The 15056-nt window shown below is 71.0% G+C and carries 12 protein-coding genes, 1 tRNA gene and 1 pseudogene; 8 read left to right on the top strand and 6 right to left on the bottom strand.

Going from position 1 to position 15056, the window contains the following annotated elements:
* Nucleotides 1–138 precede the first annotated feature (138 nt).
* Nucleotides 139–948, top strand: a complete 810-nt coding sequence (locus ABZ899_RS09020; RefSeq protein WP_361342919.1) for a serine protease — start codon at nt 139–141, stop codon at nt 946–948.
* A gap of 63 nt (nt 949–1011) precedes the next feature.
* Here ABZ899_RS09020 and ABZ899_RS09025 read toward each other — a convergent pair.
* Nucleotides 1012–1350, bottom strand: a pseudogene (locus ABZ899_RS09025) (beta-galactosidase); the annotation flags it as partial.
* A 72-nt stretch (nt 1351–1422) separates the two neighbouring features.
* Between ABZ899_RS09025 and ABZ899_RS09030 the strand changes: the two are divergent.
* The 4 genes from ABZ899_RS09030 to ABZ899_RS09045 all read left to right on the top strand — a co-directional run bounded on the left by ABZ899_RS09030 (nt 1423) and on the right by ABZ899_RS09045 (nt 7421).
* A complete protein-coding gene (locus ABZ899_RS09030; protein WP_361342921.1) occupies nt 1423–1788 on the top strand; it encodes a chorismate mutase in 366 nt (121 codons plus the stop codon).
* A 136-nt stretch (nt 1789–1924) separates the two neighbouring features.
* Nucleotides 1925–4420 (top strand): aminopeptidase N, encoded by a 2496-nt coding sequence (gene pepN / locus ABZ899_RS09035; protein ID WP_361342924.1) that lies wholly within the window; start codon nt 1925–1927, stop codon nt 4418–4420.
* Between the two features lie 191 nt (nt 4421–4611).
* Entirely contained in the window at nt 4612–5985 is a 1374-nt protein-coding gene (locus ABZ899_RS09040; RefSeq protein WP_361342927.1) for an aminotransferase class V-fold PLP-dependent enzyme, read from the top strand.
* Nucleotides 5982–7421 carry a SidA/IucD/PvdA family monooxygenase gene (locus ABZ899_RS09045; RefSeq protein ID WP_361342930.1) on the top strand — a complete coding sequence of 480 codons (1440 nt, stop codon included), beginning with the start codon at nt 5982–5984 and terminating at the stop codon, nt 7419–7421. The genes ABZ899_RS09040 and ABZ899_RS09045 overlap by 4 nt, the downstream gene beginning before the upstream one ends.
* 9 nt (nt 7422–7430) lie before the next feature.
* On the opposite strand, the gene ABZ899_RS09050 is transcribed toward ABZ899_RS09045, so the two are convergent.
* Nucleotides 7431–9239: a 5'-nucleotidase C-terminal domain-containing protein gene (locus ABZ899_RS09050; protein ID WP_361342933.1), complete on the bottom strand. Its 1809-nt coding sequence runs from the start codon at nt 9237–9239 to the stop codon at nt 7431–7433.
* A 140-nt stretch (nt 9240–9379) separates the two neighbouring features.
* On the opposite strand from ABZ899_RS09050, the gene ABZ899_RS09055 reads away from it, so the two are divergent.
* Both ABZ899_RS09055 and pyk read left to right on the top strand, forming a co-directional pair.
* Entirely contained in the window at nt 9380–10084 is a 705-nt protein-coding gene (locus tag ABZ899_RS09055; protein ID WP_361342936.1) for an SIMPL domain-containing protein, read from the top strand.
* A gap of 163 nt (nt 10085–10247) precedes the next feature.
* Nucleotides 10248–11684, top strand: coding sequence for a pyruvate kinase (pyk, locus tag ABZ899_RS09060; RefSeq protein WP_361342939.1), 1437 nt, complete (start codon nt 10248–10250; stop codon nt 11682–11684).
* Nucleotides 11685–11692: 8 nt separating this feature from the next.
* Here the strand turns inward: pyk and ABZ899_RS09065 are convergent, their stop codons facing one another.
* Both ABZ899_RS09065 and ABZ899_RS09070 read right to left on the bottom strand, forming a co-directional pair.
* Nucleotides 11693–12481: a helix-turn-helix domain-containing protein gene (locus ABZ899_RS09065; RefSeq protein WP_361342942.1), complete on the bottom strand. Its 789-nt coding sequence runs from the start codon at nt 12479–12481 to the stop codon at nt 11693–11695.
* Between the two features lie 83 nt (nt 12482–12564).
* A tRNA-Leu gene (locus tag ABZ899_RS09070) sits at nt 12565–12648 on the bottom strand.
* A 101-nt stretch (nt 12649–12749) separates the two neighbouring features.
* Between ABZ899_RS09070 and ABZ899_RS09075 the strand changes: the two genes are divergently transcribed.
* The gene (locus ABZ899_RS09075; protein WP_055621537.1) at nt 12750–13406 is read left to right on the top strand and encodes a response regulator; all 657 of its coding nucleotides are present in this window, start codon (nt 12750–12752) and stop codon (nt 13404–13406) included.
* Between the two features lie 64 nt (nt 13407–13470).
* Here ABZ899_RS09075 and ABZ899_RS09080 read toward each other — a convergent pair whose 3' ends face one another.
* Both ABZ899_RS09080 and ABZ899_RS09085 read right to left on the bottom strand, forming a co-directional pair.
* Nucleotides 13471–14187, bottom strand: coding sequence for an ABC transporter ATP-binding protein (locus ABZ899_RS09080; protein WP_151783523.1), 717 nt, complete (start codon nt 14185–14187; stop codon nt 13471–13473).
* On the bottom strand, nt 14184–15053 hold the full coding sequence (locus ABZ899_RS09085; protein ID WP_361342946.1) for an ABC transporter ATP-binding protein: 870 nt from the start codon (nt 15051–15053) through the stop codon (nt 14184–14186). The genes ABZ899_RS09080 and ABZ899_RS09085 overlap by 4 nt, the downstream gene beginning before the upstream one ends.
* Between the last annotated feature and the right edge of the window lie 3 nt (nt 15054–15056).

Genomic DNA, 15056 nt, shown 5'->3' on the forward strand with positions numbered 1-15056 from the left:
CCTGGACGTCTCGAACCCGATTCCACTCTACGGGGAGGTGAGGGCGATTTCCCCGGCGAGGTTCCACACCCCCGGCGTGAGATCCGTCCTTGCCACACCACCCGGCCGATCTTCATACTGCGGGCCGCTCAACACGCCATGAAAGGACGTAAGTTGACCCAGAGCCCGCCGAAGAGAACCGGCATATCCCTGGCCACCCGAGCCGCGGCGGTGGGCGCCGCCGCGCTCGCGGTCGCCTCGCTGCAGCCCCTCACCGCGCACGCCGACTCCACCCGCGTCGTCGGTGGAACGACCGCCGCGCAGAACGAGTTCCCGTTCATGGTCCACCTCTCCATGGGCTGCGGCGGGGCGCTCTACAAGAAGGACGTCGTCCTCACCGCCGCCCACTGCATGGACGGCTCCGGACCCGACACCGGCATCACCGTCACCGCCGGCGTCAACGACCTGAACTCCTCCTCCGCGATCAAGGTCAAGTCGACCAAGGTCAAGGTGGCCACCGGCTACAACGGCACCGGCAAGGACTGGGCGCTGATCAAGCTGGCCCGGCCGATCGACAAGCCGACGCTGAAGATCGCCACCACGGACCGCTACAACCGCGGCATGTTCACGATCGCCGGATGGGGCGACACCCGGGAAGGGGAGGGCACGGGCACGACCAAGCTCCGCAAGGCCACCGTCCCCTTCGTCGCCGACCGTACCTGCGCGCGCCACTACGGCGACCGGCTGGTGTCGAAGGAGGAACTGTGCGCCGGCTGGCAGAGCGGCGGCATCGACACCTGCCAGGGCGACTCCGGCGGCCCCATGTTCCGCAGGGACGACGCCGGCAAGTGGCTCCAGGTCGGCATCGTCAGCTGGGGCGACGGCTGCGCCCGCACGGGCGTGCCCGGCGTCTACACGGAGGTCAGCCACTTCGCCAAGGACATCGCCCGCGCGGCGGACGCCCTGTAGGACGGCCGCCGGGCCCGCTCGCACGGGCCGCGGGAGCACACCGCGTCCCGCGCCGACCGGGGACGCGCCCTCCGGCTCCGGCAGCCACACGTCGTTGACGCCCTCCTGGCAGGGGCGGCCCGGGCACGTACGGCGCACGCCGGGGGCCCGCGGACCAGGAGCGGCCCAGGCGGAAGCCGTCGACCCACACGAACCCGCGGGTCCCCGGCAGCCCCGGCCGGGCGTCACCGGCGCCCCGCACCACGACGGTGCCCCGGCACAGCCCCGGGGCACCGTCCCCGGGCACCCCGCCCGACGCCACCTCCCGCCCCACCCCGACGTCGTCCGGCGCCGCCGGCCGCAGAGCCCCCGCGCCCGTACGCCGGACAGATCGGGCCGCTCGTGCAGGACGCCCCCGCCGATCTCCCCGACCCCGCCGATCCCCCCCGTGATCGGGTGAACGGACGACCCACCCGCCCCGTAGGCTGGGCGCCCATGACCAGCAACACGTCACCCGACGCCGTCGACCCCGCCGTCCGCGAGGAACTCGCCCGGCTGCGCGACAGCATCGACAACATCGACGCGGCCGTCGTCCACATGCTCGCCGAACGCTTCAAGTGCACCCAGCAGGTCGGCCACCTCAAGGCCCGCCACCAGCTGCCGCCCGCCGACCCGGCCCGCGAGGCCCGCCAGATCGCCCGGCTGCGCACCCTCGCCGAGAACGCGAAACTCGACCCCGCGTTCGCCGAGAAGTTCCTCACCTTCATCATCGCCGAGGTCATCCGGCACCACGAGAGCATCGCCGTCGACAAGACCGCCGGCGCCACGCCCGCCGCGCACGCGTCCGGCCCCGGGGAGTGACCGCGGGGCGGCGCCGCCCCCCGGTCCGGTACCGGCTCCGCCCCCTCAGCCCCACACCCTCCCCGGTGAACCGGACATCACGCCCGTACCGGGCCTCCTCTGTGCCTGACCCGCGGCATCAGGCAGCATGTCGTTCATGTCCGTACTGACGCGCGACGAAGCGCAGACCCGTGCCCAGCTCCTCGACGTCCACCGCTACACGATCGCACTCGATCTGACCACCGGGGACGACACCTTCGACTCGCACACCGTCATCGCGTTCACCACGCGCGCCGACGCGGACACCTTCGTCGAGCTCAAGCCGGCCCAGCTGCGCTCCGTCACCCTCGACGGCCGCCCCCTCGACCCGGAGACCCTGGACGGCAACCGCCTCCCCCTGAAGGGCCTCACCGCCGGGGAGCACGAACTGCGCGTCGACGCCGCCATGCGCTACTCCCGCACCGGCGAGGGCATGCACCGCTTCACCGACCCCAGCGACGGCGAGACCTACGTCTACACCCAGCTGTTCCTCGACGACGTCCAGCGCGTCTTCGCCGCCTTCGACCAGCCCGACCTCAAGGCCGTCTTCGACCTCACCGTCACCGCCCCCGACGGCTGGACCGTCCTCGCCAACGGCGTCACCGAACACCTCGGCGACGGCCGCTGGCGCGCCGCCACCACCCCACTGATCTCCACCTACCTCGTCGCCGTCGCCGCCGGCCCCTGGCACTCCGCGCACACCGAGCACCGCGGCCTGCCCTTCGGCATCCACTGCCGCCGCTCCCTGGCCCCCTACCTCGACGCCGACACCGAGGAACTCTTCGAGATCACCCGGCAGTGCTTCGACCGCTTCCACGAGAAGTTCGAGGAGCCCTACCCCTTCGACTCCTACGACCAGGCGTTCGTCCCCGAGTTCAACGCCGGCGCCATGGAGAACCCCGGCCTCGTCACCTTCCGCGACGAGTTCGTCTACCGCTCCGCCGTCACCGACACCGAACGCCAGACCCGCGCCATGGTCATCGCCCACGAGATGGCCCACATGTGGTTCGGCGACCTCGTCACCCTGCGCTGGTGGGACGACATCTGGCTCAACGAGTCCTTCGCCGAGTACATGGGCTACCAGATCTGCTCCGAAGCCACCCGCTTCACCGACACCTGGACCGACTTCGGCGTCGCCCGCAAGGCCTGGGGCTACGACGCCGACCAGCGGCCCACCACCCACCCCGTCGCCCCCGAGAACGTCGACGACACCGCCTCCGCCCTGCTCAACTTCGACGGCATCTCCTACGCCAAGGGCGCCTCCGCGCTCCGCCAGCTCGTCGCCTGGCTCGGCGAGAAGGACTTCCTCGCCGGTATCAACACCCACTTCGCCCGGCACAAGTTCGCCAACGCCGCCCTCGCCGACTTCATCGACTCCCTCGCCTCCGCCACCGAACGCGACGTCCACGCCTGGGCCGACGCCTGGCTGCGCACCACCGGCGTCGACACCCTCACCCCGGCCGTCACCCCCGGCGAGAACGGCACCTGCGCCCTCACCATCGACCGCACCGGCAGCCGCCCCCACCGCATCGCCGTCGGCCTCTACGACCAGGACCTCGGCGCCGACGACGGCCACCTCACCCTGCGCGAGCGCCTCGACCTCGACGTCCCCCAGAGCGCCCCGCTGCCCGTCGGCAAACGCCCCGCGCTGCTGCTCCTCAACGACGGCGACCTGACCTACGCCAAGGTCCGCTTCGACCCCGCGTCCTTCGACACCGTCCGCAAGGGCCTCGCCGGACTGCCCGACCCGCTCACCCGCGCCGTCGTCTGGAACGCCCTGCGCGACGCCGTCCGCGACGGCGAACTCGCCCCCCTCGCCTACCTGGAGGCCGCCCGCACCCACCTCCCGCACGAACGCGACCTCGCCGTCGTCCAGGGCGTCCTCGCCTTCGCCGCCGGGCAGATCGCCGACCGCTACCTCACCCCCGCACAGCGGCCCGGCGGACTGGCCCTGCTCGCCGGACTGTGCCGCGACCTCATCCGCCGCACCGAGGACGGCGACAACCCCGGCCTGCGCCTGATCGCCGTCCGCCACTCCATCGACGTCGCCGCCCACCCCGAGACCATCGCCGCCTGGCTCGCCGACGGCACCGTCCCCGGCGGACCCGAACTCGACCCCGACCTGCGCTGGCGCGTCCTCGCCCGGCTCGCCGTCCTCGGCGCCGTCGACGAGGACGCCATCGCCGCCGAACTGGAGCGCGACCCCAGCGCCACCGGCCAGGAGGGCGCCGCACGCTGCCGGGCCGCCCTGCCCGGTGAGGAGTCCAAGGCCCGCGCCTGGGAGGCCATGTTCGGCTCCGACGACCTGTCCAACTACCTGTTCACCGCCACCGCCCAGGGCTTCTGGCAGCCCGAACAGGCCGACCTGGTACGGCCGTACGTGGCGCGGTACTTCCAGGACGCGCCCGCCGTCGCGGCCCGCCGCGGCCCCGCCATCGCCGACGCCGCCGGCCGCTACGCCTTCCCCGCGCACGCCGTCGACAGCGAGACCCTGCGGCTCGGCCGGACCTGCCTGGACGACGCCGACCCCGCCCCGGCCCTGCGCCGCCGGCTCGCCGACCACCTCGACGACCTCGCCCGGGCGCTGCGCGTCCGGGAGGCACAGGGCGACTAGGACGCGGCGGCAGGGGGTGCTGGTTCCGCCGGCGCCCCCTACTCCGCCGAACGGGCGACACGCCCTACGACACGCACACCCCGTGTGGGAATACCCCCTTTCGGGTTCCGGTCAGGGGGCTTTCCGGGTGCCGTCGCTCAACCGGGTCCAAGCTGGAGGTCCTTCTCGTCCAGCGCGCCCGGGAGGACACGATGAGCACGCCCTCACCGCTCGCCTCAGGCCCCGAAGGCCCCCCAGCCCTGCGGCCGTTGCTCGACACCGTGCTCACCGCGCTCGACACGGGCACCCGCGCCCGCGGCGGCCCCCTGCCCGCCGGCGGCCCCCGGGCCGTCACCGCCCGCGTCCGGGCCGCCCTCCCCGACGTCCTGCCCGAGCGCGGCGACCCCGACGCCCTCCAGCGCCTCGTGCACACCCTCGCCGAAGGCTCCGCCGACCCCGCCGACCCGCTGTGCGCCGCCCACCTGCACTGCCCGCCCCTCGCCGTGGCCGTCGCCGCCGACCTCGCCGCGAGCGCCCTCAACCCCTCCCTGGACTCCTGGGACCAGGCCCCGGCCGCCTCCGCCCTGGAAGCCCTCGTCACCCGCGCCCTCGCCGACGAGATCCACCCCCCGCCCGCGGCCCCCGACGCCCTCGTGACCACCGGCGGCACCGAGTCCAACCAACTCGCCGTCCTCCTCGCCCGCGAGACCCAGGGCACCGGCGTGCGCCTCCTGCACGGCGCCAACGCCCACCACTCCCTGCCCCGCGCCGCCTGGCTGCTCGGACTCCCCGAACCCGTCACCGTCCCCGCACCCGCCGGCGTCCTCGACCCCGCCGCCCTCGACGAAGCCCTCACCCGGCTCCCCGGCCCCCACCTCGTCGCCGCCACCGCCGGAACCACCGACGCCGGACTGATCGACCCGCTCCCCGAGATCGCCGCCCGGTGCGCCGCCCACGGCGCCCGCCTCCACATCGACGCCGCCTACGGCGGGGGCCTGCTGTTCAGCGACCGCCACCGCCACCGGCTCACCGGCCTCGACGCCGCCCACACCGTCACCCTCGACCTGCACAAACTCGGCTGGCAGCCCGTCGCCGCCGGACTCCTCACCGCCCGCGACCCCGCCGACCTGGCCGCGCTGCACCACCGCGCCGACTACCTCAACGCCGACGACGACACCGACGCCGGCCTGCCCGACCTGCTCGGCCGCTCCCCGCGGACCAGCCGCCGGCCCGACGTCCTCAAGATCGCCGCCACCCTCGCCACCCTCGGCCGCGACGGGCTCGGCCGGCTCGTCGACCAGGTCTGCGACCGCGCCGCCGACCTCGCCGACCTCGTCGCCCACCACCCCGGCTTCGACCTCTACGACCGGCCCACCATCAGCACGGTCCTGTTCCGGCCCGCGCACGCCACGGACACCGCCGTCGCCGCCGTACGCCGCCGGCTCCTCACCGACGGCCGGGCCGTCCTCGGCCGCTCCCACGCCGACGGGCGCCTCTGGCTCAAAGCCACCCTGCTCAACCCGCGGGCCCGCCCCGACGATCTGGCCGCCCTCCTGAAACTGGTGGAAGGAAACACCCCCGGATGACCCCGCAGTCCCAGCCCCGGCGCCCCGCCCCCGACGCCCCCCGCGACCTCGTCGGCATCGGCATCGGACCCTTCAACCTCTCCCTGGCCGCCCTCGCCCACCCCCTCGCCGAAGTCGACGCCGTCTTCTACGAACAGCGCCCCGCCTTCTCCTGGCACCCCGGACTCCTCCTCGACGGCGCCCGCATCCAGGTCCCCTTCCTCGCCGACCTCGTCACCCTCGTCGACCCCGCCAGCCCCTGGTCGTTCCTCAACCACCTGCGCACCCGCGACCGGCTCTTCCCCTTCTACTTCGCCGAGCGCTTCCACATCCAGCGCGCCGAGTACGACGCCTACTGCCGCTGGGTCAGCGAGAACCTCCCCGGACTGCACTTCGGCCACCACGTCGACGCCGTCCGCTTCAACCCCGAACGCGAAGTCTTCGAGGTCGACCACATCCGGCGCGACCCCGACGGCGGCACCGAGGAACTCAGCCGCACCTACGCCCGCAACATCGTCGTCGGCATCGGCACCGAACCCGACGTCCCCGACGCGCTCAGACCCCTCGTCGACGCCCCCGGCGCCCCCGTCGTCCACGCCGCCGACTACCTCACCCACCGCGACACCCTGCTCGCCGCCGACCACATCACCGTCGTCGGCTCCGGACAGTCGGGCGCCGAGATCTTCCTCGACCTGCTCCGCCGGCGGCCCGCCGGACGCGAACGGCTCCACTGGCTCGGCCGCACCGAGTCCTTCGCCCCCATGGAGTACTCCAAGCTCGGCCTGGAGCACTTCACCCCCGACTACACCCGCTACTTCCAGAGCCTCGCCGAACCCGTCCGCGACCGGCTCGTCGCCTCCCAGTGGCAGCTCCACAAAGGAATCGACGCCGACACCCTCGCCGCCATCCACGACGAGCTCTACCGCCGCACCCTGGACGGCGGCTGGCCCGACACCGTCCTCACCCCCGGCGTCGCCGTCCGCACCGCCGGACGCCTCGCCACCACCAAGATCGAACTCCATCTGGAGCACCCCGACCAGAACGCCCGCACCCGCCTCACCACCGACGCCGTCGTCCTCGCCACCGGCTACCGCGAACGCCCCCTGAACCGCCTCCTCGCCGGCCTCGACCCCCACCTGCGCCGCGACGGCCAGGAACGCCCCCGCGTCGACGACGCCTACCGCCTCGTCATGGACCCGTCCGTCACCGGCTCCGGCTGCCACGTCTACGTCCAGAACGCCGAACGCCACACCCACGGCGTCGGCACCCCCGACCTAGGACTCGCCGCCTGGCGCAGCGCCACCATCCTCAACTCCGTGACCGGCAAGGAGACCTACCCGCTGCCCAGCCGGACCGCCTTCACCACCTTCGGCCTGGAACAGCAGGAGCCCCGGATCCCGCGAGCACGGCGCCCCGAGGCACTGACACCGCTCACCGACGGGATCCGGGGCTCCTGAGAGCCGCCGTCAGAACACCGGAGTGCCCTCACGGGTCAGCTTCCAGTCCACCGACGCGAAGTCCTTCGGGTCCAGCACACCCTTCGCGGTCACCCACTCCGCGATCCGGGTCCGGATCTCCGTCGACTCCGACCACAGCTCCTGGGCCGACGCCACATGCGGGAACGCCCCGCCACCGTTGGCCCGGTAGTTGTTCACCGCGAACACGAACTTCTGCGCGTCGTCCAGCGGCGCACCCTGGTACGACAGGTTCCCGATCCGCTTCCCGGCCGGCTGCGCGATGTCGATGTCGTACGACAGCCCCGACACGTAGTCGTAGTTGTAGTCCGGCCGGTTGTTCGCGTTCGTCAGCTTCGCCACGTCCACCGGCGCACCCACCGCCGTCTGCACGAAGTACTCCGCCGAGAACTCCAGGTACGCCCTGACCTGCGCGCCCGTCATCAACTTCGCGACCAGCGTGTTGTCGTACACGTACAGGCTCGACAGATCCCGGATCGTCACGTCACCGGCCGGGATCTCCGACGTCCGCGAGAACGGCGACGCCTGCGAGATCACCGGCAACGCGGCGTACTCCGTACCCGCCAGCGCCGCCCTCACCACGTCCTCCTGGACCCTGGTGATCAGATCGATGATCGGGGCGTCCTTGTACCGGGCGTCCACCGTCGTCAGCGTCTCGGTCGCCGAGCCGACGACCTGGTTGACGTACTCCACGACCAGGTCGTGGTCGTCCTTCAGCAGCCGGGTGATCCGCGGGTCGTCCGCAACCGTCCTCGAGTCCCGCAGGGACGCCTTGACCGACTCGACCTTCCAGCAGCCCCGCTCGAAGACCAGCTCGAAGTCGAACACCGACAGCCGCTGCGCGTAGCACAGCGGCTCCGACAGCACGACCGTCCGGCCCGTCTTCTCGTTCGTGACCCGCAGCTCAGCGATCTCCGTGTGCGCGTGCCCCACGAGGATCGCGTCGATCCCCGGCACCTGCCGCGCCACCAGCGCCGCCGAGTTCTCCACGTACGGCAGCTGGTCACCGTACGACGACGTGCCCGACGCACCCGAGTGCGCCGACACCACGACCACGTCCGCGCCCATCGACCGCAGCCTCGGCACCCACTTCGCCGCCTGCTCCTCCAGACCCGGGAACACCAGCTTGCCCTCGACGTACGCCTTGTCCCAGATCGCGATGCCCGGGTTCGTCAGACCCAGCACCGCCACCTTCACCGGCGGCGCACCCGGCACAGGGAACTTCTTGATGAAGTACGGCGGAAAGGCGGGCTTCAGCGTCTTCGCGTCCAGCGCGTTCGCGCCCAGCAGCGGGAAGTCGCACTGGGACTCGAACTTGCGCAGCGTCTCGATGCCGTAGTTGAACTCGTGATTGCCGAGGGCCACCGCGTCGTACCCGATCGCGTTCATCGCCGCCGCCATCGGGTGGACCGGGCCGCCCTTCGCGGTGATCGGGTCCACCTTCGCGTAGTAGTACGTCAGCGGGGTGCCCTGGATCGTGTCACCCGCGTCGATGAGGAGCGTGTTGCCGCGCACCTTCTCCTTGCGGACCTGGTCGACCAGCGTCGAGACCCGCGACAGGCCCCTCGCGTTGCCCGCGGTGTCGGAGTACTCCGCGTCCTTGAAGTAGTCCCAGTTGAAGACGTTGCCGTGCAGGTCCGTCGTGCCCAGCACGCTCAGCGCGTACCGCTTCTCCTTCGGCCCCTTCGCCTGCGCCGGCTGCGCGGCCTGGGCCGCCGGGGCGCCCACCGCGCCGGCCACCGCCACTCCCGCTCCGGTCACGGCCGACTTCTTCAGGAACTTCCGGCGGTCCAACGGCATGAGTGCATCTCCCCGGGAGAAAGGGCCAACAACGCGCGTAGATTCTGACCTGAGCACCGCATCCGGCAACAGCCCTCACAGGTTTCGAATTGATGACCCGCCGGGCCCGTAACCGAGCAAGCGATGACAGAGTGGGACGTATGGCCACCCCTTCAGAGGACCCCCAACCCGCCCTTCCCTACGGAACCCCCGACGCCCCCCGCCTCGCCGTCCGCGGCGAGGCCCACCTCGAAGTCGACCCCGAGATCGCCCGCATCGGCGTCACCGTCACCTCCCGCGGCAAGGACCGCCGCACCGCCCTCGACGACCTCACCCGGCGCAACGCCACCGTCCTCGACCTCGTCAAGAGCTACGGCGACGCCGTCGAACGCCTGGAGACCGGCGCCCTCTCCCTCAGCCCCGAACTGAAGGACAAAGGCCGCGGCGAACGCGTCCACGCCTACCACGGCAGCGTCCACCTCACCGCCGACCTCACCGACTTCACCGCCCTCGGCGAACTCACCACCCGACTGGCCGACTTGGACCTCACCCGCGTCGACGGCCCCTGGTGGGCCCTGCGCCCCGGCTCACCCGCCCACCGCCAGGCCCGGCAGCACGCCGTCCGCGAGGCCGTCCAACGCGCCCGCGAATACGCCGAAGCCCTCGGGGCCAGCCTCGCCGCCCTCGTCGAACTCGCCGACACCGGCTCCGACAGCCCCGCACCACCCCGCGGCGGCCGCACCCGCTCCCTGGCCTACGGAGCCGCCGAGGACGCCCCCGCCGCACCCCTCGACCTCGAACCCCAGCGACAGCACGTCATCGCCCAGGTCGACGCCCGGTTCACCATGACCCCGCCCCGGCTGTGAGACCCCGCGCATTCCCCATATCCCCCGATGGGGTGCCCCGGAATTGCTCATCGGAGCACCCCGCCGCACAATTCAACTCTTGTCAATAACCCTTCATACAAGGGTCGTTGACTCGTCACCCGCGGCCAATTCACTACCCACCGGTAAGTCATAGAGTCGAACCATGCGCCGAGCCAAGATCGTCTGCACCCTGGGCCCCGCCACCGACACCTACGACCGTATAAGGGAACTGGTCGAGGCCGGAATGGACGTCGCCCGGTTCAACCTCAGCCACGGCACCCACGCCGAACACGAGGAGCGCTACCAGCAGGTCCGCAAGGCGTCCGACGAGACCGGGCACAGCGTCGGCCTCCTCGCCGACCTTCAAGGCCCGAAGATCCGGCTCGGCCGCTTCACCGAAGGACCCGTACTCCTCGAACGCGGCGACACCTTCACCCTCACCGTCGACCCGGACGCCGAAGGCGACCGCCACCAGTGCGCCACCACCTACGCCGGCCTCGCCGCCGACGTCACCCCCGGCGAACGCATCCTCGTCGACGACGGCAAGGTCTGCCTCGAAGTCACCGCCGTCGACGGCCCCCGCGTCCGCACCACCGTCGTCGAAGGCGGCATCGTCTCCGACCACAAGGGCCTCAACCTCCCCGGCGTCGCCGTCTCCGTCCCCGCCCTCTCCGACAAGGACGAGGACGACCTGCGCTGGGCCCTGCGCACCGGCTTCGACGTCATCGCCCTGTCCTTCGTCCGCTCCGGCCGCGACATCGACGACGTCCACCGCATCATGGACGAGGAGGGCCGCCGCCTCCCCGTCATCGCCAAGATCGAGAAACCCCAGGCCGTCGACGCCCTCGACGACATCGTGGCCGCCTTCGACGGCATCATGGTCGCCCGCGGCGACCTCGGCGTGGAGATGCCGCTCGAACAGGTGCCGATCGTCCAGAAGCGCGCGATCAAACTGGCCCGGCGCAACGCCAAGCCCGTCATCGTGGCCACCCAGATGCTCGACTCCATGATCGACCACTCCCGGCCCACCCGCGCCGAGGCGTCCGACGTGGCCAACGCCGTCATCGACGGCACCGACGCCGTGATGCTCTCCGGCGAGACCAGCGTCGGCAAATACCCCGTCGAGACCGTCCGCACCATGGCGAGGATCGTCGAAGCGGCCGAGGAGGACCTCCTCGCCCAGGGGCTGCCCCCGCTGACCGAACACAACAAGCCCCGCACCCAGGGCGGCGCGGTCGCCCGCGCGGCCGCCGAGATCGGCGACTTCCTCGGCGCCCGCTTCCTCGTCGCCTTCACCCAGTCCGGTGACACCGCCCGCCGCCTCTCCCGCTACCGCTCGCCGATCCCCCTCCTCGCCTTCACCCCCGAGCCGGCCACCCGGTCGCAGCTGAACCTGACCTGGGGCGTGGAGACGTTCCTCGGGCCGCACGCGGACTCCACGGACGCGATGGTCGACCAGGTGGACGAACTGCTGTTGCGGTACGGCCGCTGCAAGAAGGGCGACACGGTCGTCATCACCGCAGGCTCGCCGCCCGGGGTGTCGGGCTCGACCAACCTGGTCCGCGTCCACCACATCGGTGAGGACGACACCCCGCACTGACGGTCAGGTCAGTACTTGGGGCCGACGTGGACGTCCATGAGGGTGACTGACGCCTTGCGGGCGATGGAGACGGTGAACGGGTCGCTGCCGCGTGCGAGGGTGGTCCACCGCACGCCGAGCTTGTCGAGCGTGTCGGTGAAGAGCCTGCGGATGTCGTCCGACCTGTTGGCCAGGAGATAGCGCGGATACTCGTACCGCTTGCGCTCACCGCCGACCATGCGCGTCGTCCAGTTGGTGATACGGCATCCGTCGGAGTGGATGAGGCCGCGGATGAATTCCCAAGGGTGAGCGTCGACGATTTCCTGCTGCCAGGGTTCGAGGACGATGGTTCGCTCGTGCTTCTTGCCGGGGCCGTGCTGCGGGAACAGGCAGGGGAGGTGCTTCGAGTAGACCTTCACATTCCGGCAGCCGGTCCTGCGGACCCGGCAGACGGCGTTGTCGGGGAACACGGCACGCATGGCCTTCTCGCAGTCGTCCATCAGGCCCGGCCAGGACTCGTCGCAGCTGATCATGAGGTTCGGGACGCGATGCGCGGAGTAGTGGCTGATGTGCCCGTCGCCTAGATAAAGGCCGAGCAGGTAGCTGTAGCTGGGCTTGTCAAGATCCCGGCCGTCGCACGGAGGGCACTTCGGATCGCGCCGACCGGGACACTCACCGCGTTGCGCGCGGTCCAGGTGCTTCCAGTAGCTGATCGTGCCGGGCGCGATCGCGAGGTGACGAGCCACGTCCGCGTTTCTCGCACCGGCGCGCAGAAGAGTGAGGGCTTTGTCTCGTACGTCTGTGCCGTGACCGTTCATGCGAGCACCCTGCGTCACGGATTGTGACGACACGCAGCGAAAAGCGGATGTTCACGAGAACGGGAACATCCGCTTTTCCACGGTGCCGGGTATGGGATTCGAACCCACACGTCCTTGCGGACAGAGGTGTTTGAGACCTCCGCGTCAACCAGTTGCGCCAACCCGGCGAGTATGGCTGCGCGAAAGCATACCGGGTCACCGCACTTCCCCGCCTCTAGGTAGGCTGCGTAAGCAGCAGCACCTGCCCGGCCCGCAACAAGGAGCCCCCGTGACCGCCCCCGAGTCGCCCCAGCCCGTGGACGCGCCCGACGACGACAAGTCGCACGTGCCTCCGCTGACGACCCGTGTCGTCATCGCCGAGGACGAGGCCCTGATCCGGCTCGACCTCAAAGAGATGCTCGAGGAGGAGGGGTACACCGTCGTCGGTGAGGCCGGTGACGGTGAGCAGGCCGTCGAGCTGGCGCGCGAGCACCGGCCGGACCTCGTGATCCTCGACGTGAAGATGCCGAAGCTCGACGGCATCTCGGCGGCCGAGAAGATCGCCGAGGAGAGCATCGCCCCGGTGCTGATGCTGACGGCGTTCTCGCAGCGCGACCTCGTGGAGCGCGCCCGCGACGCCGGTGCCATGGCGTACCTGGTCAAGCCGTTCAGCAAGAGCGACGTCGTCCCGGCGATCGAGATGGCCGTCTCGCGGTTCACGGAGCTGAAGGAGCTGGAGAAGGAGGTCGCGGACCTCAGCCAGCGCCTGGAGACCCGCAAGCTCGTGGACCGGGCGAAGTCCGTCCTGCAGACGCAGTACGGGCTGACCGAGCCGGCCGCGTTCCGCTGGATCCAGAAGACGTCGATGGACCGCCGGATGTCGATGCAGCAGGTCGCCGAGGCCGTGATCCAGGACGCCGAGGAGAAGAAGGCCGCCAAGGGCTGACCTTCCCGGGCAAGCGTGAGGCCCGTGCCCCTGACCGGGGGGCACGGGCCTCTGCCGTGGGGCGTCAGTCCTCGCCGAGGTACGCCTTGCGGACCGACTCGTCGTGCAGGAGGTCCTGCCCGGAGCCGGAGAGGACGATCTTGCCGACCTCCATGACGTGGCCGTGGTCGGCCAGGGAGAGCGCGGCCTGGGCGTTCTGCTCGATGAGCAGGATGGTGGTGCCCGACGCCTTGAGCTCCTGGATGGTCGCCATGATCTTCTGCATCATGATCGGCGAGAGGCCCATGCTGGGCTCGTCGAGCATGAGCAGCTTCGGCCGGGACATCAGCGCCCGCCCCATGGCGAGCATCTGCTGCTCGCCGCCGGAGAGGGTGCCCGCGGCCTGCTTGCGGCGTTCCCCGAGGATGGGGAAGAGGTCGTAGGCGCGCTGGATGTCCTTCTCGATGCCGTCCTTGTCGTTGCGCAGGAAGGCGCCGAGGCGGAGGTTGTCCTCGATCGTCATGCGGGGGAAGATGTGCCGCCCCTCGGGGGAGTGGGCGAGTCCCAGCGAGACGACCTTGTGGGCGGGGATCTTCTTCAGCGACTTGCCGTCGAACTTGATGTCGCCGGACAGGGGCTGGAGGAGTCCCGAGAGGGTGCGCAGGGTGGTGGTCTTCCCGGCGCCGTTGGTGCCGATGAGGGTGACGACCTCGCCTGCTTCGACCTTGAACGAGATGCCCTTGACGGCCTCGATCTTGCCGTAGGCGACTCTGAGGTCCTCGACCTCGAGCAGTGCGGTCACTTGTCGTCCCCTTCCGTGGTGCTGTGCGCGTCGCCCTCCGCGGCCTCGACCTCGGCGGCCTCGGCGGCACCGGGCGCGCCCTCGAAGGGCTCGCCGAGGTAGGCGGCGATGACGCGCTCGTCGGCCTGGACGACCTCGGCGGGTCCTTCGACGATCTTCTCGCCCTGGACGAGCACGGCGACCCGGTCGCAGAGGTTCATGATGAACCGGATGTCGTGCTCGATGACGAGGACGGCGATGCCCTGGTCCCGGATGGCGAAGATGAGTTCTTCGGCCGCGCGGGTCTCCTGGGGGTTCATGCCGGCGGTGGGTTCGTCGAGGAGGAGCAGGCCGGGTTCGCTCGCGAGGGCCCGGGCGATCTCCAGCTTGCGCTGTTCGCCGTAGGGCAGGTTGCGGGCGAGGTGGTCGGCCTTGGCGGCGAGGCCGGTGAACTCCAGGAGTTCCATGGCCCGTTCGCGGGAGGCCTCTTCGGCCTTCTTGAAGCCGGGCAGGCGCAGCAGGGCGGACCAGAGGCCTTCCTTGGTGCGGGTGTGCCGTCCGACGAGGACGTTCTCCAGAACGGTCATGTTGGCGAAGAGCCGGATGTTCTGGAAGGTCCGGGCGATGCCGGCCTGGGTGACCAGGTGGGGCTTGGGCGGCAGGACGGTGCCTTTGTAGGCGACTTTGCCCTCGGTGGGGACGTAGAGGCCGGTGAGGCAGTTGAAGAAGGTCGTCTTGCCGGCGCCGTTGGGGCCGATGAGGCCGACGATCTCGCCGGTGTTGACGGTGAGGTCGACGTCGCGGACGGCGGTGAGGCCGCCGAAGCGCATGGTGACGCCGCTGGCGTCGAGCACCGTGGTGGTGGGTGCGGTCGTGGTGGTGGTCATGGC

The sequence above is a fragment of the Streptomyces sp. NPDC046859 genome (genome assembly GCF_040645135.1).
Classification (GTDB): Bacteria; Actinomycetota; Actinomycetes; order Streptomycetales; family Streptomycetaceae; genus Streptomyces.